Source organism: Paenisporosarcina sp. FSL H8-0542 (assembly GCF_038632915.1).
Taxonomy (GTDB): Bacteria; Bacillota; Bacilli; order Bacillales_A; family Planococcaceae; genus Paenisporosarcina.
In genome coordinates this window covers 3,218,898-3,240,415 of the sequence record NZ_CP152050.1, presented here as the reverse complement: position 1 = coordinate 3,240,415, position 21,518 = coordinate 3,218,898, and the positions used below count along the sequence as shown (strand labels likewise).

Sequence of the window (21,518 nt, the reverse complement as noted above, 5' to 3'; positions counted from 1 at the left end):
CCTGTCCGAATCGAGCAGGAAAAGACAGGATTCAATGTCGAAATAGGAATAAGATAAATTTACGAGGTGATGGAATGAGTTGGATAGAAGCACTGCAACGCTCAATAGATTATTTGGAGAATCATTTAGAGACTGCTTTCAAAATGGAGGATGCCGCTGCAGAGGCGAATGTATCTGTATTTCATTTTCAAAGAATTTTCATGGTTCTGACAGACATGAGTGTAATGGAGTATGTGCGTCGCCGCCGATTGACTCTTGCTGCGGAGGAGCTTGCTTTGACGGATGCGCGAGTCATCGATGTAGCATTGAAATACGGGTATGAGACGCCGGAATCTTTTGCGAAGGCATTCAAGCGGCAGCATGGGTTGTCGCCATCGGAAGCTCGATCTTCGAACAAAGGATTCACTTCCTACAATCGTTTGGTCATCTCTGTACAATTGAAAGGGGCGTTACCGATGAAGGTACGAATAGAAGAAAAAGAGGCATTTCCGATTATTGGTGTGAAAAGAGAGTTCTCGTGTGAAAACGGGGAAAATACACGAGAGATTCCAAAAATGTGGCAAGAAGTTCATCAAAACGGAGTGGATGACGAATTGGTCGCGTTGAATAATGGCGCAGTGCAAGGAATGCTTGGAGTCTGTCGCATGATTGATACAGCTGCAAGTACTTTAGAGTATTGGATTGCTACTGCTTATGATGGAGAAGAGATTCCAGCACGTTATGACCGTATGGAAATCCCCGCGGCGACTTATGCTGTTTTTGAAGTAGTAGGCCCGATGCCTCAAGCAATTCAATCAATGTGGGAGAAAATCTACAGCGAATGGTTCCCGTCGAGCTCTTATCGCCCAAGCGGTTCGGCTGAAATGGAAGTTTATTCGATCGAAGATGCCAGTCAGGCGGATTATTATTCAGAGATCTGGATTCCTGTCGTAAATAAGTAGACCATAACTGTGACAAATCTTTGAAGACCCTTTCGATTAAAATCACTTGATTAGGACGGTATGACTGTACACTCTACCCCACGCCTCTCTATAATGAGGGGTGTAGAAAGCAGGAGGGGTTATAATGTCTGAAAAACCACTTAAGCGATTTCGATTCATGGGATTATTGGAAGGCAGTTCTCTATTAATCTTATTATTCCTGGCGATGCCATTAAAATATTTCTTTGGAATGCCAGAAGCTGTGAGAGTCGTTGGTTCAATCCACGGGTTTCTGTTTGTCAGCTATTGCCTGGTAATTGCGTACATGACTTTTATCGTAAGATGGCCGTTTATTTATAGTGTTATCGCTGTGATTGTTGCCTTCATTCCGTTTGGCAATATCATATTCGATCGCAAGCTTCAAAAATTGGAAACAGCATAGACACTGGTAAGATTCATATCTTACTGGTGTTTTTTCTTTTGATTCCAAGAACTTGATCGTAATCATGTATAATAATACTTATTTTGGAAATCTTGTTGGCTTAATATATAGGTAAGATAAATGTAGAGAAACTACTGAGAATAATAATCCAGATGAATGATGAAAGGAGCACATGATGAAATTTTTCCACACAGCCGATTGGCATTTAGGTAAGTTAGTACAAGGAGTTTCAATGACGGACGAACAACGATACGTGTTACGACAATTTACTGAGGCGATTGCCGAAGAAAAACCGGATGCCGTTATTATCGCGGGAGACTTATACGACCGGGCAGTACCGCCGACGGACGCGGTGAATTTGTTGGACGAAGTACTTGAAACGATTGTATTGAAACTGAAAACACCTGTCATTGCCGTTTCGGGGAACCATGATAGCCCGGGGCGTTTGAACTTTGGTAGCCGTATGATGAAATCGAATGGTTTTTATATTACGGGTCAATTGAAGAAAGAATTAGAGCCGATTGTGCTACAGGATGCACACGGAGAAGTTCATTTCCATCTAGTTCCGTATGCTGATCCTTCTCAAGTTCGGCATGTATTAGAAGATGAAGAGATCCGCACACATGATGATGCCATGAAGAAAATGGTTGCACATATTGAGTCTTCGATGGATTTATCTAAGAGACATGTGCTGGTAGGACACGCCTTTGTGACACCTCACGGGGAAGAAGATCAAAACACGAGTGATTCGGAGCGGCCGCTTGCAATTGGTGGAGCGGAGTATGTAAGTGCTTCACACTTCAAAAAGTTCCACTACACGGCACTTGGACATTTGCATCAAGCACATTATGTTTTGAATGAGACGGTCCGCTATTCGGGATCTCCACTGAAATATTCGATTTCTGAAGAGCATCATCAAAAAGGTTTCCATATTGTTCAGATGGACGAGCTTGGAAATGTCAGTGTAGAAAAGCGTTTACTCAAACCTAAACGTGACATTCGCACCGTTGAAGGGAAAATGGAAGACATTTTACAGCATGAAATGAATCACGATTATGTGTTTGTGAAATTGCTGGATGAAACACCGATTTTATTCCCTATGGAAAAGATTCGCTCGGTTTACCCAAATGCAATGCATGTAGAACGTAAACTATTGTCTGCTGTAAAAGATAATGAAGAAACCACGGTAGGTTCACGTCGTAAAATGGATGACTTAGCGTTATTTAACGCTTTTTACGAAGAAGTAAAAGGGGTACCTGCATCGGAAGAAACTGAGGATATTTTTAAAGAAGTGCTTCAAGAGTTCTTACTGGAGCAACAGGAAATCACTAGCCCAGGTAAGAAAGAAGGGCTGAAAATATGAGACCCATTACCTTAAAGATGACCGCTTTTGGTCCTTATAAACATACCGAAATTATTGATTTCAAAGAACTTAAAGGCAACCAATTATTTGTCGTATCCGGCAGCACCGGAGCGGGCAAGACAACCATCTTTGATGGGATTTGCTTTGCCTTATATGGTTCGGCAAGTGGTTCGGATCGAAGTGAATCACGTATAATGCGCAGTGACTTTGCAGAGGACCATGTCCATACATCTGTAGAGCTGGTATTTGAAATGCATCAGCGAACGTATCGAATCCTACGCCAAATAGGGCATGTGAAAAAAGGCAATAAAGGAGCGACGGGTGAAAAATATGAGTTTTATGAAAAGCTAATAGACCGTGAAGTTCCATGTGTTGAACGGCAAATCGTGTCAGAAATTAATGATAAAGTCGATGAAATTATTGGGCTAACAAAAAATCAGTTCATCCAGATTGTGATGCTGCCACAAGGCGAGTTTCGAAAATTACTAACTTCTGAGACAGAAAACAAAGAAGATATTCTACGGAAAATCTTTAAAACCGAGCCTTATAAAATGATTAGTGAACGACTTAAGACAAAGAAAGCACTTGCTGAAGAAGAATTGAAAATTGAGCAACGCACGATTAACAGTTACATTCAAAATATCGCTGCATCGTTTCCGAAACGCGAATCCACCATATTTGAGGTGCTTGCTCAGGAACACTACAATATTCACCAAGTCATTTCGGGATTGGAAGAAGAGGCTTCTTTCTATGAAGAGAAAATTCGCCAAGATCACTTTAAATACGAAGATGCTTACCAGAACCATACAAGTAAGTCAGGTGAATTCCATGAAGCCAAAAGCTTAAATGAACGATTTGAGGAATGGGAAACAAAAGAACAGAAGCTGCAGGCGTTGACGGACCAGTTACCTTTATTTGAAGGCAAAGAAAAGCAGCTTGAACAGGCAGAACGAGCAAGCGTAATCGAAGGGATCGAACGAAACTATAAAGAACTTCAAAAAGAAGTACTGGAGAAACAGCAGCTTTGGGATGGAGCGGTTACTTCAGAGGCAAAAGCGAAGGAAAAGTTAGAGCAGATGAACCTTCAATATATTGAAGAAGAGAACAAGCAGGAGATTCGTGAAAAATTAAGCGAGTCACTTGTCCGTTTATATGATTTCTTGCCAATAGTAAAAGATATGACTTCGAAAGAGTCCGAGTTAAAAGTTATGGAGAATGAAGTCGATAAATTATCAGTAAACGTCAAGGAAATCGAGGAACAAATAAACTCTAAAAATGAAGCTGTTACAGCTATAAAGCTTGATATGGATCGGCTCGAAAATCAGTTGATTCCATTTGATGATAAGTTACAAAAACTTAGCGAGTTAAATGAACAATGCCGAGTGTTAAAAGAGTTTCTGTCCATTCAGCAATCAATGAAAACACTAGAAACTGAAACTCTTGATAAAGAAACACGCTATAATACGGTGAAAACAGAGTACACGACGCTTGAAAATGAATGGTTTGCTAATCAAGCTCGAGTTTTAGCGGCTCATTTACATGACGGAGATGCATGTCCAGTATGTGGCAGTGTGGAGCATCCAAATAAGAACGAGCAAGATCAAACTATTGCTCCTTCGAAGGAACAACTGGATCAAGTAAAATTGACTTTGAATCAAGTAGACAGTTCCTATCGAAATGCTTCAGCCAAACAAAACGCTATGATGGAGCAACTCTCGATTAAAGGGCAAGAAGTAGCTGGGTTCGGTGTTGATTTAACGCATTCTGATAAGGTCTATGAAACTTTGGATGAATCTCGTCTTAAATTTGATGTTGAAGTGAGTCAAATGCGAAAAGATAAAGACGTGCTTCGAAAAATAAAACAACAACACCAAGAGCTGTCACTAGCTGTACAAGAGTTGGATGTTAAAAAAGTTGAGATAACAAAAAATCATCAAGAAGCACAATCTATTTACGAAAAAAGCAAAGCGATTTATGAAGATAAATTACAATCGATTCCAGCCGAAGTGCGCATCTTGTCTCAATTAGAACAACAAGTACGTGAAACAAGTGAACGCAAAACCAATCTTGAAAATGCATGGAAAGCGGTGCAACAACTTCGTCAAGAAGCTAGGGAACAACATGCTTCTTCTATTTTGACGATTGCACATACCGAACAAGCTTTGCAAGAGACACAGGCTAAACTAGATAAGGCAAATGTTGCATTTAAGAAGGCCCTCGAGTCCTCGGCTTTTGAATCAGATGAACCTTATCAACAAGCGAAGTTAAGAGATTCAGAGAGAACTTCATTGAAAGAGCAGATTCTGGAGTTTAAACAATCTCGACATACACTGATTGAACAAGTGGCTGAATTGTCCATAAAACTTACTAACAAAACGAAAGTCGATTTAAACGATTTGCAAAATGAACTGGCTTCTTTGAAAGTAGTTTATGAAAAGGCTTTACAGGAAGTAAATCAATCAAATGACTTTAAAAAAGCAGCGAACAATCTAATCAGTAGCATAGTGTTATCCAGTAAAAAAGCCATTGCGAAAGAACAGGAATTCAATCAAATCACCGACTTGTATGACGTGATCAGAGGCCAAAATGGAATGAAGATTTCATTTGAACGCTACTTGCAGATTGAATACCTTGAACAAATTATTGTGTCGGCGAATGAACGATTGAAGAACTTATCGAATGGACAGTTCCATTTGATTCGAAGTGAACGTCAAGAAGCAAGAGGAAGACAAAGTGGTTTGGGACTAGATGTTTATGATGCCTATACGGGACAAACACGCGATGTCAAAACGCTTTCCGGAGGAGAGAAATTTAACGCCTCATTGTGCTTAGCGTTAGGTATGGCCGATGTCATTCAAAGCTTCCAAGGCAATGTTTCCATCGATACGATGTTCATTGATGAAGGATTTGGATCGCTAGACGAAGAATCATTGAACAAATCAATCGACACACTAATCGACTTGCAAAAATCAGGTCGTATGATTGGCGTCATTTCTCATGTTCAGGAATTGAAAACAGCTATTCCAGCGATATTGGAAGTGAGAAAGTCGAAAGAAGGCTATAGCGAGACACGATTTGTTATTAAGTGATTAAACTCGTGTTTCGGATGGTGGTTGTCTGATTGTTAGCAGAACAACTTCCTTGAATAAAACTACAGATCTAAAACCAGTACCTCATCGAGATACTGGTTTTTTGTATGTAAAAATACTTGATTTATTAAAGAAAATTTAATTTCTAGCCAATAGTTTAATTGAAATCTTTAAAGTTTACCTGCCAGTAAATATTGGAAGTGTGGACAGTTGTAGGGGAAATAATGTTCGGTAATAATTACCACCACTTCCTATATAATTTGCATGCTATACTCAAAAAAAAGTTAAGCCAAATACATAACGACCCTTCGTACTGTAGCTTTAAATCAATGAGCCAACAGTTTGCAAGCGCTCTACCTACATATTTTTACATAGTAGACCTTACCAAAACATATTTCAAAATTTGTACCAAGTGTAAGAAAAAAATACCAACTAATTATTCACGAGGAGATGAACTTCTATTAAAAAGCTTACAAGAATTTTGATTCTATCATTTATGTTAGCGTTTTCATTTTCAGGAGTCGCAGGTGCAACATATTCAGTGCATAAAGGTGATACATTAAACGGCATTGCTTATAAATACAGAATGGGCTATCAGGATTTGCGATCATTAAATCCGCAAATCAAAAATCCTCATCAACTTAATATTGGTCAATCTATTGTTGTTAGAACACCGGACAAACCATCTGATCTTGTTGACTATGCAAAGGTTCTTAAAACACAAACAAAATACGTGTACGGAGCAGATTATAGCCTAGCACCTTACAAAGCAGATTGTAGTAGCTGGACTAAACATGTCTATGCTAAATTTGGCGTGAACTTGCCTAGAACTAGCCGTGAGCAATCACATATCGGAACGTCAATTTCATTTAAGAATATGAAAAAAGGGGATTTAATGTTCTTTGCGAGCAACGGCAAAACTATTTCTCATGTAGGGATTTATATGGGGAATGGACAATGGATCAGCAATCTAAACACGGCAAACAGTGTAAAAACTTTTTCTGTCTGGGGACCATGGACACAAAAACACTTCATGTGGGCACAAAGAGTACTTTAATATTCATCCCATATTTCTAGAAAAGCGCATCTAATTTATGTGATATTTTACCAGCAACACTAAAGGACTGACGATATTCATCGTCAGTCCTTTAGTGTTGCTATTAACCCATTGATACTTATTTTAACTCCCGTTCAATCGAAAACAAAGAGCTCTCAACTTATATTGTATTAGTTTACACTTTCCCTCAATTTACACTATTTGAAAGCAGTATTTTCAGCCGGAATATAAAATTCAAACGTAGTAGAAGGCTGTGAATGAACGAGTGTGTCATTTATTTTCCGAATGGTCAATATTGCGTTTACTGTATACATTCCTGCCGGCACTCTCTCCGCTTCATTCGTTTTGTAATTCCAGATACTTTCAAATTGAATTTGTTCTCCTTTGTTTAACGTTTTATATTGAAGTGCTTGGAGAAACATTTTCCCTTTACTAAAATGATACACTCGTTCTCCTTGGGCATTATACACTGAATAGTCATAAGACTGACTCGTTGGGAATTCTAGAATTATTGGCTGCTCACTATTATTTTTAACTGTAAAAGTAAACGTAGCTTGATCTACATCTGCGGTGACTTTTCCATCCCATTTCAATTCTGTTATGACCCTAACCTCCTTATTTAAAGTTTTATGGTTCCTTACGACGAAAATCATCCGAAAATTGGACAGCAATTCTCCATGAAATGATACCCCTTACTTATAATGATTAAACGAGTTCGTTATTTTTTCGGTACTTCTCCAAAAAGCGCAAATGTAGGATAAACAACAATAAAATTTTAAAGAGCCAATAAAAAAGAAATCCAGTGACTCTAATAGTTACTGGGTTTTTTGATTATTATTTTATGAAGATTATTGGTGCCCGAGAATTAAAGTGTATCATCTTTTTCAACTCCTGTATCGTCTTTATCCAGATGATAAATGGGTGCACCTTCAGCGACCATATTTTGAGAAGCAATAAAATCTTGATTTTGACGTAATTCCATTTCCTTTTGACTCACATATTCAGGTTTCATCGTCAAATACTCCCCTAATATAGTTTTTTAGAAGTAGTATATGAAAGTTGTCAGAAAATAATTACGAACTCATGAATGGGACACCATTCGTGGAATTTTCGGTCTATTTACAATGATAAGGCTAGCGAGGGAGGCTGAACTTTTCATTATGTGTATAGACTTCTAGTAACTTTTAATTACAGCATTACTTGTCAGGATGAAAAATCTTATTTAGGGGCATATTTCGAAATGAGAGGAAAGAAATAATACTCTGAACAAGGGAGAGCTAAAACATGCCGATGTCTTATGAACAGGTAGTAAATGTCTTAGATGAGTTTCCAGAGTTAAAGCGTAAAGAAGTCTCGAATAATCGCTCGACCTATTATTATCCCAATAGTCCAATTCGCAAAGAGAATGTATTACAAGAATTGCATTTATCGGGAAATGGTTATTTATTTGTTGGCTATTTGTCTGAATATCGTCATCGTATGGATAAAAGACAGTTCATAAGCATTAAAAAGTTTACAGAACCTGAGTTCAGAGATGCGTTAAAGCAGGTTTTGCAGTCATTTCATGAAAAATCAAAAGCTTGATTGAAATTCGTATTTTCTTATTTCTATCACTAAATTAGATAATAGAATCCAGCATGTAAGTAATTTGCTGGATTCTTTTCTATTTTCGAAATCGTTGGGAGGCAGCATCTAAACTGAATAATTCTCCCACGACAAGCTGGCAAGAGGATTCAAGGAAGGAGAATAAAAACAAAAGAGTTTGGTCAGAAACCATCCTTTGCCATAGTGAGGTATTGGTAAAATGTGGAAAAGTAATCGTCGAAAAATCACATACAAATGAATAGGTTTGAAACATGAATCTTATTATTTTTTTATCGTATTTAATCTAAAGATTTCTCCAAGTCCTTGTCCACAATAAAAACTTCAATTCGTTCACCCATCTTGGTACTTATATCTGCATGGCTTGAGAGTACCTTACAACCTGTACATTTTTCAACTATGCCCTCAAAATCCTTACTGTACATTTCGCGCAGGACTTGTCGCATCTGTTTAACCAGTTTCCGTCCGTTGTCATGAGAAACAAGATGTTTTTCTTCCACGGTAAGAACCCCTTTAAATCGTGCAATCACCATATCTCCTACAATATAGGTCTTCGTTTCTTGTGGGCCACGACCGAGTAATTCTCGTTGCAGCTTTATAAATGCTTCACTTAAATCAGCTTCTAACTTTTTCTTCTGTGAGATTGGCAACTGTATTTCCTCCGGTGGACTATATTTTACATCTTCTTAACGACTTATCTTACTGAGGTGTTGTTAAAGTTGTCAATATGAATTTATTTTTATAGTCACACAGTTAAAATACAAACGTAAAAATTCCTGAATAATAGGAACTTTGAATTTTCCGATTGATATTGAACATTCAAAAGTCTAAAATAGTTCTAATTACCTGTATACATAAAAAAGGGTCAAGAGTAATATACATTTTATTAACAGAAAATAACATATCGGCTTAGTCCTGAGCAATCAGGAACGGAGGAACCAATTTTTTGGGGTTAATTCTACATTTGTCTGTAGAAAGGATGAGATGCTCTTTCGCCATCCTACCCGTCAGCTAACTTCGTCGGCTAAAGCGGAGGAGGTCACAAGACCACCTTGATTTCGGGAGTCTTTTTTTGTTGCCTTTTTTAGGCGGAAAAGGAAGCTCGGGGACTGTAGTAGGTCTTTTTATATGTTTATTAATATATGATTTTTAGCTAGAGTGCCAACTTCTTAAGGCGCTTTAACTGAACTTTTGAAAAAGGAAACAGGAAGACAGAACGCAAAGAGAGCTAGAGCTATTGCTTGCTGGGCGTTAAGTAGGCCAATGTGTACTTTTTCTCCAACAAAGTTGAATTTCAAAAATTTTCATCGACACATCCCACTGGGGTGTGGATTGAGATGGATTTGTTTGAATTTAACTGTGGGGAAGAAGTAAACATTGGCCTATTTTTTGTTTCCAGGCAAACGCTCGAGACCATTCAAAGATGTGCGTTTTGTACGGACAATTTTAAAGGAGGTGATTTTTGAAGACGGAGCTTGAGAAAATATAATTCACAAATAAAGAGAGGGAGATAAAGTATGGATATCGTTTCAATTGCATTAATTATTTCATCTTTTGCAGTATTTTTGGGGTTCATTCATTTTTGCGACAAAGTTGTAGATGAACAAGGAAGCGGAAAGTAATGATTTTCTTATTGATTCTAGTCGGAGGACTAACAGTTTACCTAATCGATGCCTTAATTCATCCTGAGAAGTATTAATTTTTTAATAGATGGAGGAAACAAAAATGGATTTTTTACAAATAGGAATTGTATTACTACTGGTTGTGCTACTGGCAATTCCGATGGGGCGCTATATTGCCAAAGTATTTTCTTTGGAAGAAACAAAGCTTGATAAAGTTTTTGGTGGCGTAGAAAAAGCCATTTATAAGATGTCGGGTATCTCGATAATGAGCATGAACTGGAAACAATATGCAAAAGCTTTATTGATTAGTAACATCGTCATGTTTGCCACTTGTTACACCATTATTCGTTTGCAAGGGATATTACCGGCCAATCCAAGTGGGATTGCTGCAATGGATCCTCTCTTAGCCTTCAATACAGTAGTTAGCTTCTTGACGAATACGAACTTACAGCATTATAGCGGGGAATCAGGGTTATCTTACTTCTCCCAAATGACCGTCATTATATTTTTGATGTTTACAACACCGGCAACGGGTCTTGCCTTATGTTTGGCATTCATGCGTGGAATCACTGGTCAAAAAAGTGTCGGGAACTTTTATGTTGACCTAGTACGGGCAAATACACGTATCTTAATCCCGTTATCCATAGTTGTAGGACTGCTTCTAGTTGGTCAGGGTGTTCCGCAAACGATGGGTGCCACAATATCCGCGACAACAGTTGAAGGTGCGATGCAGCAAATTGCGCGTGGACCTGTTGCAGCGCTGGAATCAATTAAACACTTAGGTACAAACGGTGGAGGATTCTTTGGTGTTAACTCGGCTCATCCTTTTGAAAATCCAACACCATTTTCAAATGTCATAGAGATTCTGGCCATGTTCTTGATTCCAACTGCTTTGCCATTTGCATTCGGAGCAATGGCTAAAAGCCGTAAACAAGGGGTCATCCTATTTTCAACCATGGGACTCATGTTCCTCGCCTTTTTATCACTTACTTATTTTAGTGAAGCAAATGGAAATCCGGAACTGGAGAAAATTGGTCTTTCTCAAGAAAATGGAAGTATGGAAGGCAAAGAGGTTCGTTTTGGAATTGCTCAAAGTGCCTTGTTTACCACAGTTACAACCGCAGCGACGACAGGAACAGTTAATAACATGCACGATACATTGACACCCCTAGGAGGCTTCGTTCCATTAGTGTTAATGATGTTCAACAGTGTATTCGGTGGAGATGGAGTAGGCTTCATCAATATCATGATGTACTCTATTCTTGCCGTATTCCTGGCAGGATTGATGGTAGGTCGTACACCCGAGTTTTTAGGAAGAAAAATCGAAGCAAAAGAAATGAAATTGATTGCGATTACCATATTGATTCATCCGTTAATTATTCTTGTTCCCACAGCAATCGCATTGGCTACTGAGATGGGCTCATCAGCGATTTCGAATCCAGGATATCACGGGATTTCTCAGGTTGTTTATGAGTTTACATCTTCGGCAGCAAACAATGGTTCTGGATTTGAGGGGTTAGGAGATAACACGCCGTTTTGGAATATCTCAACTGGTTTGGTTATGTTATTTGGCCGTTACTTCTCAATGATTGCGATGATTGCAGTAGCTGGTTCATTACTAGCCAAAAAACCGGTTCCCGAAACAATGGGTACTTTTAAAACAGACAACAGCACATTCCTGGTCATCTTACTGGCAACAGTTGTCATCGTAGGTGCGCTTACATTTTTCCCTGTACTTGCGTTAGGGCCGATTGCTGAATGGTTAACTATTCGATAAGCAAAGAAAATAGAACATAAAGGAGTACCCCAATGAACACAACGCGTAAAGTTACGCTGACTAATGATATTGTCAAGCGGGCAATAATTGATTCATTTAAAAAACTTGATCCACGACTTATGGCGAAAAATCCAGTCATGTTCGTCGTTGAAATAGGATTTATTGTTACGTTATTTCTAACAATTTTTCCAACGATGTTTGGCGGAGAGTCCAATGCCTTTTACAACGGAATCGTCAGCTTTATCCTATTGGTTACTATTCTATTTGCCAACTTCGCAGAAGCTTTGGCTGAAGGAAGAGGAAAAGCGCAAGCGGACAGCTTGAAAAAAACAAAACAAGATACAAAAGCAAAGCTGCTCCAAAAAGATGGAAGCTTTAAAATGGTCAGCTCAACTGACTTAAGAAAAGGGGACATCGTTGTTGTTGAAGCGAACGAATTGATCCCGAGTGATGGAGAAATTATTGAAGGTGTTGCTTCTGTTGACGAGTCAGCAATTACTGGTGAATCTGCACCTGTCATTAAAGAATCAGGCGGTGACTTCTGCTCGGTAACTGGTGGTACACGAGTAATAAGTGATAGCATCAAAATTCGTATAACGACAGATCCAGGTGAATCTTTCCTTGATCGAATGATTAGTTTGGTTGAAGGGGCGAAACGTCAAAAAACACCGAATGAAATTGCACTGAATACATTGCTCGTTAGTTTAACGTTAATCTTTCTAATTGTTTGTACAACATTATTACCCATTGCATCTTATGTGGATGCGACCATTCCGATCTCAACACTAATTGCCTTGCTAGTTTGTTTAATTCCAACAACCATTGGGGGCCTTCTTTCAGCTATTGGTATTGCAGGAATGGATCGGGTTACACAGTTTAACGTGATTGCCATGTCAGGTAAAGCAGTAGAAGCTGCTGGTGACATTAACACAATCATCCTTGATAAAACAGGAACAATTACATTTGGTAACCGAATGGCTGCAACGTTTATTCCAGTAGAAAATGTAAATCAAAAAGAATTAAATAAAGTGGCTCTTCATACTTCACTCTATGACGAGACGCCAGAAGGCCGATCAGTCGTTGAGTTAGCAAGAAAAATGGGTGTTTCTGTATCAGAACTAAATGTAGCCGGATCTGAGGGGGTAGAGTTTAAAGCGGAGACGAGAATGAGTGGAACGAACTTTGCAAACGGGCGTCAAGTCCGTAAAGGTGCAGTCAATGCCATCAAAGATTACGTAATGAAAAAAGGTGGAACAGTTCCAAGTGATTTGGATGAGAAAACGAAGGAAATTGCGATGGAAGGTGGTACGCCGCTTGCCGTAGCAGATGGTAACCGAATTTTAGGATTAATTTATTTAAAAGATACAGTTAAACCAGGAATGAAAGAGCGTTTTGATGAACTAAGAAAAATGGGAATAAAAACGGTGATGTGTACTGGCGATAATCCTTTAACAGCTGCAACTATTGCCCGCGAAGCCGGGGTTGATGATTTTATTGCAGAGGCAAAACCAGAAGATAAAATTGCTGTTATAAAAAAAGAGCAATCTGAGGGTAAACTTGTTGCGATGACAGGTGATGGAACCAACGATGCCCCAGCTCTTGCTCAAGCAGATGTTGGTCTTGCCATGAATAGTGGAACAACTGCTGCTAAAGAAGCTGCTAATATGGTTGATTTAGACTCGGATCCAACAAAAATCATTGAAGTAGTGGGAATCGGAAAGCAGTTGTTAATGACAAGGGGAGCATTGACAACCTTCAGTATTGCAAACGATGTAGCAAAATACTTTGCCATCATTCCTGCGATGTTCATGGTAGCTATTCCTCAAATGGCTGCTCTGAACATTATGAATTTGGCAACACCGCAAAGTGCGATATTGTCTGCACTGATCTTCAATGCCATCATCATTCCTTTGTTGATTCCTTTAGCAATGAAGGGCGTAAAATATGTTCCGATGAGCTCGACTAAGCTTTTAAACCGCAACCTGTTTATTTATGGGTTTGGCGGAGTTATGATTCCTTTTATTGGTATAAAAATAATTGACTTGATGCTAGTTTTGATAAATTTAACATAAAATAATGAAGGCAAAGGTGACGAATCATGTTAAAAAACTTACGATTAACGCTCGTGTTACTTTTTATATGTGGGGTAGGTTACCCATTGGCGATGACAGGTTTTTCGCAACTAATTATGCCAGCAAAAGCAGAGGGAAGCTTATTGACGGATCAAGATGGGAAAGTAGTTGGATCTGAGCTAATCGGCCAAACATTTAATGACCCAAAGTACTTTTCTGGAAGAGTTTCTTCTATAGATAATAACGCAGCAGGTTCTGGGTCCGGAAACTATGCGCCTTCGAATGAAGATATGATTGAACGAACTAAATCGGATATTGACATATTTCTAAAAAATAATCCTGATATTCAAAAGAAAGATATTCCAGCAGATTTATTAACCAACTCTGGATCAGGACTGGATCCACATATTTCACCATTAGCTGCTGAGATACAGGTTCCTCGAATTGCAGCTGAAAGGGGAGTTAGTGAAGAAGAATTATTAACAATAATTAAGGAACATACGGAAGGACGTCAGTTAGGTGTGTTTGGTGAACCACGTGTAAATGTATTGAATCTCAATTTGGCTCTTGATGAATAGCGATAAGTAGGAGAAAAGGGAGAGTGAAATGACTCTCTCTTTTTACCTTGCAAAAGGAAGGTGATTGATACATGGTAGACCAATTTCGGAGGAAGTCACCTGAAGCACTGCTTCAGGAAATAGTGAAAGTAAATAAAGGTCACTTGAAAATTATTTTAGGAGCAGTGAGCGGGTCAGGTAAAACCTATCATATGTTACTAGAAGGGAATGCAATGAAAAAGAGTGGGATAGATGTCGTGGTTGGACTAGTTAGTGTATCGAACCATCCAAAAACAGTTGAACAAACTGGACAGCTTGAAAATATTGCTCCGATTGAGTGGAACAATGAAGGAATAATAAAATGTGATTTAGATATGGAAGCGATTCTTGCGCGAAATCCTGAATTAGTTCTTGTAGATGAGTTAGCACATCGAAATTCCCCACAAGCTAAAAATAAAACAAGATTAGACGATGTTTTAGAATTAATCAATAAAAAAATAAGTGTGATTACAACGGTCAATATTTATGATTTGCAAGGTGTACGAGAAGTAGCTGAAGAAACTTTAGGTGTTCGCGTACAGGTTGATCATTGTGTCCCCGAAGATACATTAGATTTAGCTGATGAAGTAAAACTCATTGATGTGACCCCTGAATCCATACTAAAGCGATTACATGATGGAACAATTGAAAGAACCATTGTTACATCAAAAGGAAGAGATAAATTATATTTGCGTGACAATCTTGCGGTTCTTAGAGAGCTCTCATTAAGGTTTGTAGCAGAAGAAGTAAATGAGGTATTGGATTCTTATAGAGAAAAACAAGGGATGTTAGGAGCATCAGGTGCCTCTGAAAAAATTTTGGTATCCGTTCAATACCATTGGAACGGGTCCATCTTAATCCGTCGAGGCCAACAAATAGCCAAGCGACTAGGAGCAGAACTCCTTGTTGTCTGTTTTCGTTCATCAAAAAGAAACCTCACCAAAAATGAAGAATCGTTCAGACGCGAGATAAAAAAACTTGTGGGAAAAATAGGTGGTTCTTTTGAAGAACGTCCTATTATAAATGAGGATGTAGCTGATGAAATTTACAATTACGCTACGAAGAAAAAAATCACCCGTATAGTCGTGGGGCAAACAAAACGTAGCAGATTGGAAGAAGTGATGTATGGGTCAATTTTGAACAAAATACTACGAAAAACAAAAAATATAGATTTATTTATCGTAGCAGATCGTGCAGAAAAAGAAGGAGAACGGATTCTACCTGCAAAAAAATCAGAAATTCCGACGTCAGATCCATACCGACGACTATCACATAAAGAACTTGAAAATGAGGTACATAAAATTAAAAATGGCACCTTAAAGGTTTACATCGGCTCTGCCCCAGGAGTTGGTAAGACATTCACGATGCTTCGTGAAGCAAATATCTTGAAGCGAAATGGAATTGACGTAGTGATAGGCTTATTGGAAACCCACGGAAGAAAAGAAACGCTGGAACAAGTTGGTACCCTTGAGTTCATTCCTAGAAAAAAAGTGAAGTATAAACATGTCATTTTAGAAGAAATGGATACAGAAGCTATTTTAAAGCGTAACCCTGAGGTTGTTCTTGTCGATGAAATCGCCCATACGAATATTCCTACTAGTAAGTATTCAAAAAGATATATGGATGTCGAAGAAATAATAAAGTCAGGTATTTCAGTGATTTCTACTATGAACATTCAACACTTGGAAAGTTTAAACGATAGTGTTGAACAAATTACGGGAGTGCGAGTTCGCGAAACGGTTCCAGACAATATTCTTCGAATGGCAGATGAAATAGAATTAATCGATATTTCAGCTAAAGCTTTAAGAACACGGATGCGGCAAGGGAATATATATGCTGCAACGAAAATTGAACAATCCTTAAATAATTTTTTTAGAACAGGTAACTTGATTGCGTTACGGGAATTGGCGCTACGTGAAGTAGCAGATGATGTTGACGAGAGATTGGAGTCTCTGGAGAGAAGTCGAACGTTAAGAGGGCCTTGGCGGAAACAGGAAATAATATTTGTTTGTGTAAATTTAGGGAATGACAGTGAACGGCTAATTCGAAGGGGATTCCGTATTGCTTATCGATTGAAAGCCAGGTGGTATGTAATTTATGTAAAAGATCATGCTGCTCTTTCAGAATCAGAGGAATCTATGTCAAATAAAGTGAAGTCATTAACAGAAAGACTTGGCGGAGAGTTTGAGATATATGAAACATCGCATCGAAGAAAAGTCGTGTATGAATTAGTTCAAAAGCTAAATGAAAGAAAAGCAACACAAGTCATTATTGGACAGTCAGCTAGAACACGTGTGGAAGAAATCATGAAAGGATCGGTAGTTCAAAAGCTATTGCGTTTAGTCCGACATTTAGATGTGTTAGTTGTTGCTGATTATAAGTCTGAAAAAGACAAAAATTTTTGAAGCTGTGAGCAAAAACATATTCTATCAAGTTTACCAAACTCTTAATGTTTGAAAATAGCACATTGGTTGATATGTTGTTCTACTCTATTTAAGAAAAAATAATAGAGTAGAACAACATAGTAAATTGGTATAATCTCTGGATTAAATGGATATAGTGACAGTAATCTATTAAAAATTGGGGAGGTAGATTATGAACAAAGTAGAGTTTAAGAAGAATTTTGATTTAGGATATGAAGTTCTAGAATTTGTTGCAAATCATGATGAGACATCTATCTGGATTAAGAATCATTACTCTGTTCCATCTTCCACGGTCAGTTCAACTATCATAAAAATTGCTGGAACATTATATGAAGAGAAAAGATGGGGCTTGATTTTTTCGGATTTAATTGAAATTGAAACGAATATTAACGAAGAAGTCCAGTTGGAATTGGACCGATTCGAAATCGATATTGAAGATTTTGATGAAGAAGCGTTTCTTGCACATTTAGTAAACCAAGCCACAATTGAAATACAGAACTCAGAATTCTCTACAGCACTGAAAGAAATGATGGTTGTTTAAAAGTACACAAATTTTGAACATAGGTGAAAGGCAGCCCGCATATCAATCATTATCGTTGGAAATATACGTAGGCAGGAGATTATTATGTGTGGATTTGTAGGGTTTTTGTATAATCAACCTCAAGAAACAAGTGACCTAAGAACGCAGGAAATGAATGAAATTATTTCATTACTTGCCCATAGAGGGCCTGACGACAAAGGGTGTTTTGTTGATGAATATGTAAGCTTTGGATTTAGAAGGCTGAGTATACTAGATATCGAAGGTGGTCATCAACCGTTCTCTTATGAGGATGAATGTTACTGGATTATCTTTAATGGAGAAATTTATAACCACGTTGAACTACGGGAAGAACAAATAGCCAAAGGTCATGAATTTTCTAGTGAATCGGATACGGAAGTCCTTCTTACCTTATATAGTGAGCTTAAAGAAAAAATGGTGCACAAATTAAGAGGGATGTTTGCATTTGTCATTTGGGACAAAGAGGAACAACACTTATTCGGAGCTCGGGATCATTTCGGCATTAAGCCCTTCTTTTACTTAGAAAATGAGGAAATGACGTATTTTTCTTCTGAGAAGAAAGCAATCCTTTATGTCGAATCCGATGAACTGGATGACGATTCACTTCATCATTATCTGAGCTTCCAATATGTACCTGAACCCAACACCATGACGAGATTGATTAAAAAGTTGCCGGCTGGTCATTATTTCACTAAGAAACCGGAGCAACCAATGGAAATTCATTCTTTCTGGACCCCGAAATTCCAGCAAGTTCATTCTTCAGAAAATCAACTAATCCATGAGATCCGCGAAGTATTAACCGATTCAGTTCATGTTCATATGCGCAGTGATGTACCGGTGGGGGCATTTCTTTCAGGAGGGATTGATTCGTCCTTTATTGTCTCATTGGCAAAGGAAGTGAATCCACGGCTGAAAACGTTTACGGTCGGTTTTGAAAAAAGTGGTTACAGTGAGGTAAATGTCGCACAAGAAACAGCAAATGTCCTCCAATTAGAAAATATCAGCTATATGATTTCATCACAGGAATTTCTTGAAGAACTTCCTAAAATCGTTTGGCATTTAGATGACCCCTTGGCCGATCCGGCATTAGTTCCGCTATACTTCGTGGCAAGGGAAGCGGCAAGGCATGTAAAAGTTGTATTGTCAGGAGAAGGGGCAGATGAGTTATTCGGTGGCTATAATATTTATCGAGAACCGCATTCTCTAAGGATGTTTAATCATATTTCTCCACGGTTTAAAGAAATATTGAAAGTCCTCAGTCGTATATTTCCTGAAGGATTTAAAGGGAAAAGCTTCATTGAACGCGGGACTACACCGTTGGAAGAACGATATATTGGAAATGCCAAGATGTTTGAAGAAAATGAGAAAAGGAAATTGCTTCGAACCTATAAATCGAATTTGGATTATACAACCATCACAAAGCCAATTTATCAACAATCAATGAGTTATGATTCGGTCACGAAAATGCAAAATATAGATATCCACACATGGCTAAAGGGCGATATATTAGTCAAAGCAGATAAGATGACAATGGCCCATTCACTTGAATTGCGTGTTCCATTTCTAGATAAACACGTTTTCGAAGTAGCATCGAAGCTACATACCTACCTGAAAATAAAAAACCATTCAACCAAATACATCTTGAGAAAAGCAGCAGAAGGACTCGTGCCTGAACATGTGGTGGAACGGAAAAAGCTCGGTTTCCCTGTTCCCATTCGTCATTGGTTAAAAGATGAGTTATATGAATGGGCAATGGACTTAATACATATCAGCCAAACAGAAACTATTTTCAATAAACAGGAAGTGTTTAATTTACTAGCGGATCACGTGAACAATAAAAAAGACAATAGCCGGAAGCTTTGGACGATTCTTATCTTTATGGTTTGGCATCAAGTTTATGTAGAGAATATTTATGAATTTAATCGTTAAGGCGGATATTGAAAAGACTTAGTAAAAAAATACATAAAAAAACGTCCGGCAACCACTCCGGACGTTTTTTCCACAGACCACATAACACAAAACAGGTAGGTTATGTGTTGAAACATAATATGAAATATTTGTAGGACGAAAGACGATGCGCATCCTCTTCCGTCTACCTTTTAAGTCTAACATGGTTATCAGAGTTGGCTAGACATCAATATATAGTTACGTTTCCAGTATGTTCATGAAACAGGCTAAATTTGTCATGGGGTCTGTAGTACTTTAAGAGTAAATGCTTTAACATCGAGTGCCGTATCTTCCCGTTTCACGTCTTCGAGCATAATATCACGGAAATAAGCAACACTTGCCGGTAACGGCAATTTTATTAATTTCGTCAATGCTTCCTGATACATGAGGATAAATTCTGGGTCGGTATTGCCTCGCTTCAATTCGGCAAAGGACTCATAAAACTGATCGAGTTTATCGGCAAATTCAAGAATCCGTCCTTCGATGGTAGCATCTTTTCCCTCTTTCATACGATGAAAGAAAACGGGTTGAAATTCTTCGGGGATTTCTTCCAATATGAATTTTTCCATCATTTTATCTTCCACATGGGCAATCATTTGCTTCAGCTCAGGCGAGGCGTGTTTGACTGGTGTTTTAATGTCTCCAATGAAAACTTCCGCGAAATCGTGGTTAATCGTTTTCTCGTACAGCGCTTTCCAATCGATGACTTCTCCTTTATTTTCTTCAATCGTAGCAAAAAACATGGCGTATTGGGACACTTTCCAACTATGTGCGGCAACATTATGCTCTTCAAATTTAAATTTTCCTGGACAGCGTATGATACGTTCTAAATCGTTCATGCTCGTAAAAAATCGATGAATTCCCATTGTATTTCTTCTCCTTTAAGGTGAGTTTCCTGTCAACGTGTAATCTGTATGTACAAAAGTCTTTCATAAGTGGTTTCCACCATTCCAACAGATTAAACGCTTATTCTTATACAATGTGTAAAAATCCATCTGGTCGTGACAAATAACACAAAAAAACTCATCCTCATTAATATCTGAGGATGAGTTATGTTTATTATTTTGTTTCTTCAACTGGTGGTGCAACAGGTGTTGTGTAATCAAAATCAATTTCATTCAATCCGTCAATTTCGATTTTCCCTTTTTTGCCAGCCAATGAGCTGTCTGCAGAAAGTTCCACTACTAAAGTTGTACGATCATCAGATAATGAAGTTCCAACAAACTGAAGTTCTTTTACTGAACCATCTTTGAAATACGCTTCAATGAAGAACATTTCTGCAAGTTCTGTAACTGAATATTCTTTAGGTGCAGCTTCTTCCATTTTGATTTCAATCGTTGTCGAAGTCAGAATTTTAGCTGATTCTGCAAAAGGCATATAGAAAGAGAACATAATTGTATTGTATAGAAGGTTGGCAAATTCACCACGTTTGATGTTGTCATTCGTACCAAATGAAGTTGCTGTTTTACCATTTGTGATTCCTGAGCCATATAAAGCTTCAATATAAGGTGTAAATACCCCAACAGCATCCGTGAATGGTGTTGTTTCTGCATAATCTTCAAGTCCGAATGAAATAGTCAATAACTTCGCCATTGCGCCTCGGCTCAACAGTTGATCTGGACCGAATTTATCTTTAGATACTCCCGAGATAATTCCTTCTTCAGCCAAAGCATTTACTGCACCTTGGACACGTGGGTTTAAATCTTTGAATCCTGCAGATGGTGCATTATCGACATCAAGACCAAGCGTGTTTGCCAAAATGACAGCAGCATCTCCACGTTTGATATTTAAATCTGTTCCGAAAGTGGTAGGAGTTGTTCCTTTGATTAATTCATATTCATAAAAGAAGCTGACAGCTTCATCATAACTTGAATTAACATCCGTAAATTGGTGTTCCGCTGCAGAAGCAGATGGAACGATGGCAGATACTGCCAGGACAGCTACTAAGCTAGCAGCAATAAATTTTTTAAGACTAGTAAACATTGATCTTTCCTCCTATTAATGGATAAAACTATTTTCAAATACATCTTAATTTACCATGGATAGTTT

General features: G+C 38.2%; 17 protein-coding genes and 1 riboswitch. Of the genes, 12 read left to right on the top strand and 5 right to left on the bottom strand.

Annotation, left to right across the window (positions count from 1 at the left end; all coding sequences use genetic code 11):
* Positions 1-74: 74 nt before the first annotated feature.
* The 5 genes from MHH33_RS16295 (at position 75) to MHH33_RS16275 (ending at position 6,871) form a co-directional block, all read left to right on the top strand.
* Positions 75-941, top strand: coding sequence for an AraC family transcriptional regulator (locus MHH33_RS16295; RefSeq protein WP_342542355.1), 867 nt, complete (start codon positions 75-77; stop codon positions 939-941).
* Between the two features lie 124 nt (positions 942-1,065).
* Positions 1,066-1,362: a DUF3817 domain-containing protein gene (locus tag MHH33_RS16290; RefSeq protein WP_342542354.1), complete on the top strand. Its 297-nt coding sequence runs from the start codon at positions 1,066-1,068 to the stop codon at positions 1,360-1,362.
* Between the two features lie 175 nt (positions 1,363-1,537).
* Positions 1,538-2,725 (top strand): exonuclease SbcCD subunit D, encoded by a 1,188-nt coding sequence (locus MHH33_RS16285; RefSeq protein ID WP_342543794.1) that lies wholly within the window; start codon positions 1,538-1,540, stop codon positions 2,723-2,725.
* Positions 2,722-5,814 (top strand): SMC family ATPase, encoded by a 3,093-nt coding sequence (locus MHH33_RS16280; protein ID WP_342542353.1) that lies wholly within the window; start codon positions 2,722-2,724, stop codon positions 5,812-5,814. The genes MHH33_RS16285 and MHH33_RS16280 overlap by 4 nt, the downstream gene beginning before the upstream one ends.
* A gap of 496 nt (positions 5,815-6,310) precedes the next feature.
* A complete protein-coding gene (locus tag MHH33_RS16275; RefSeq protein ID WP_342542352.1) occupies positions 6,311-6,871 on the top strand; it encodes a LysM peptidoglycan-binding domain-containing C40 family peptidase in 561 nt (186 codons plus the stop codon).
* Positions 6,872-7,068: 197 nt separating this feature from the next.
* On the opposite strand, the gene MHH33_RS16270 is transcribed toward MHH33_RS16275, so the two are convergent.
* Positions 7,069-7,464 carry a BsuPI-related putative proteinase inhibitor gene (locus MHH33_RS16270; protein ID WP_342542351.1) on the bottom strand — a complete coding sequence of 132 codons (396 nt, stop codon included), beginning with the start codon at positions 7,462-7,464 and terminating at the stop codon, positions 7,069-7,071.
* 272 nt (positions 7,465-7,736) lie between these two features.
* Entirely contained in the window at positions 7,737-7,883 is a 147-nt protein-coding gene (locus MHH33_RS16265; protein WP_342542350.1) for a hypothetical protein, read from the bottom strand.
* Between the two features lie 272 nt (positions 7,884-8,155).
* Between MHH33_RS16265 and MHH33_RS16260 the strand changes: the two genes are divergently transcribed.
* Positions 8,156-8,455, top strand: coding sequence for a hypothetical protein (locus tag MHH33_RS16260; protein ID WP_016428569.1), 300 nt, complete (start codon positions 8,156-8,158; stop codon positions 8,453-8,455).
* A gap of 299 nt (positions 8,456-8,754) precedes the next feature.
* On the opposite strand, the gene MHH33_RS16255 is transcribed toward MHH33_RS16260, so the two are convergent.
* Complete coding sequence (locus tag MHH33_RS16255) at positions 8,755-9,123, bottom strand: DUF2294 domain-containing protein (protein ID WP_016428568.1); 369 nt, start codon at positions 9,121-9,123, stop codon at positions 8,755-8,757.
* A gap of 246 nt (positions 9,124-9,369) precedes the next feature.
* Positions 9,370-9,513: riboswitch (cyclic di-AMP (ydaO/yuaA leader) on the top strand.
* Positions 9,514-10,198: 685 nt separating this feature from the next.
* Between MHH33_RS16255 and kdpA the strand changes: the two genes are divergently transcribed.
* The 6 genes from kdpA to asnB all read left to right on the top strand — a co-directional run bounded on the left by kdpA (position 10,199) and on the right by asnB (position 19,451).
* Entirely contained in the window at positions 10,199-11,872 is a 1,674-nt protein-coding gene (kdpA, locus tag MHH33_RS16250) for a potassium-transporting ATPase subunit KdpA (RefSeq protein ID WP_342542349.1), read from the top strand.
* Positions 11,873-11,904: 32 nt separating this feature from the next.
* Positions 11,905-13,944 carry a potassium-transporting ATPase subunit KdpB gene (kdpB, locus tag MHH33_RS16245; protein WP_342542348.1) on the top strand — a complete coding sequence of 680 codons (2,040 nt, stop codon included), beginning with the start codon at positions 11,905-11,907 and terminating at the stop codon, positions 13,942-13,944.
* A gap of 26 nt (positions 13,945-13,970) precedes the next feature.
* Positions 13,971-14,522 carry a potassium-transporting ATPase subunit KdpC gene (gene kdpC / locus MHH33_RS16240; RefSeq protein ID WP_016428564.1) on the top strand — a complete coding sequence of 184 codons (552 nt, stop codon included), beginning with the start codon at positions 13,971-13,973 and terminating at the stop codon, positions 14,520-14,522.
* Between the two features lie 71 nt (positions 14,523-14,593).
* The gene (locus MHH33_RS16235; protein ID WP_342542347.1) at positions 14,594-16,945 is read left to right on the top strand and encodes a universal stress protein; all 2,352 of its coding nucleotides are present in this window, start codon (positions 14,594-14,596) and stop codon (positions 16,943-16,945) included.
* 190 nt (positions 16,946-17,135) lie between these two features.
* Positions 17,136-17,504: a hypothetical protein gene (locus tag MHH33_RS16230; protein WP_016428562.1), complete on the top strand. Its 369-nt coding sequence runs from the start codon at positions 17,136-17,138 to the stop codon at positions 17,502-17,504.
* An 84-nt stretch (positions 17,505-17,588) separates the two neighbouring features.
* Positions 17,589-19,451, top strand: a complete 1,863-nt coding sequence (asnB, locus tag MHH33_RS16225) for an asparagine synthase (glutamine-hydrolyzing) (protein WP_342542346.1) — start codon at positions 17,589-17,591, stop codon at positions 19,449-19,451.
* Positions 19,452-19,705: 254 nt separating this feature from the next.
* On the opposite strand, the gene MHH33_RS16220 is transcribed toward asnB, so the two are convergent.
* Entirely contained in the window at positions 19,706-20,335 is a 630-nt protein-coding gene (locus MHH33_RS16220) for a YfbR-like 5'-deoxynucleotidase (protein WP_342542345.1), read from the bottom strand.
* Positions 20,336-20,528: 193 nt separating this feature from the next.
* A complete protein-coding gene (locus MHH33_RS16215; RefSeq protein ID WP_342542344.1) occupies positions 20,529-21,452 on the bottom strand; it encodes an S-layer homology domain-containing protein in 924 nt (307 codons plus the stop codon).
* Positions 21,453-21,518: the final 66 nt, after the last annotated feature.

What these genes read in the sequence shown, in the direction of transcription:
- MHH33_RS16295 (WP_342542355.1), top strand. Translation starts at nt 75, where the DNA reads ATGAGTTGGATAGAAGCACTGCAACGCTCAATAGATTATTTGGAGAAT.
- MHH33_RS16290 (WP_342542354.1), top strand. Translation starts at nt 1,066, where the DNA reads ATGTCTGAAAAACCACTTAAGCGATTTCGATTCATGGGATTATTGGAA.
- MHH33_RS16285 (WP_342543794.1), top strand. Translation starts at nt 1,538, where the DNA reads ATGAAATTTTTCCACACAGCCGATTGGCATTTAGGTAAGTTAGTACAA.
- MHH33_RS16280 (WP_342542353.1), top strand. Translation starts at nt 2,722, where the DNA reads ATGAGACCCATTACCTTAAAGATGACCGCTTTTGGTCCTTATAAACAT.
- MHH33_RS16275 (WP_342542352.1), top strand. Translation starts at nt 6,311, where the DNA reads ATGTTAGCGTTTTCATTTTCAGGAGTCGCAGGTGCAACATATTCAGTG.
- MHH33_RS16265 (WP_342542350.1), bottom strand. Translation starts at nt 7,883, where the DNA reads ATGAAACCTGAATATGTGAGTCAAAAGGAAATGGAATTACGTCAAAAT.
- MHH33_RS16260 (WP_016428569.1), top strand. Translation starts at nt 8,156, where the DNA reads ATGCCGATGTCTTATGAACAGGTAGTAAATGTCTTAGATGAGTTTCCA.
- kdpA (WP_342542349.1), top strand. Translation starts at nt 10,199, where the DNA reads ATGGATTTTTTACAAATAGGAATTGTATTACTACTGGTTGTGCTACTG.
- kdpB (WP_342542348.1), top strand. Translation starts at nt 11,905, where the DNA reads ATGAACACAACGCGTAAAGTTACGCTGACTAATGATATTGTCAAGCGG.
- kdpC (WP_016428564.1), top strand. Translation starts at nt 13,971, where the DNA reads ATGTTAAAAAACTTACGATTAACGCTCGTGTTACTTTTTATATGTGGG.
- MHH33_RS16235 (WP_342542347.1), top strand. Translation starts at nt 14,594, where the DNA reads ATGGTAGACCAATTTCGGAGGAAGTCACCTGAAGCACTGCTTCAGGAA.
- MHH33_RS16230 (WP_016428562.1), top strand. Translation starts at nt 17,136, where the DNA reads ATGAACAAAGTAGAGTTTAAGAAGAATTTTGATTTAGGATATGAAGTT.
- asnB (WP_342542346.1), top strand. Translation starts at nt 17,589, where the DNA reads ATGTGTGGATTTGTAGGGTTTTTGTATAATCAACCTCAAGAAACAAGT.
- MHH33_RS16220 (WP_342542345.1), bottom strand. Translation starts at nt 20,335, where the DNA reads ATGGGAATTCATCGATTTTTTACGAGCATGAACGATTTAGAACGTATC.
- MHH33_RS16215 (WP_342542344.1), bottom strand. Translation starts at nt 21,452, where the DNA reads ATGTTTACTAGTCTTAAAAAATTTATTGCTGCTAGCTTAGTAGCTGTC.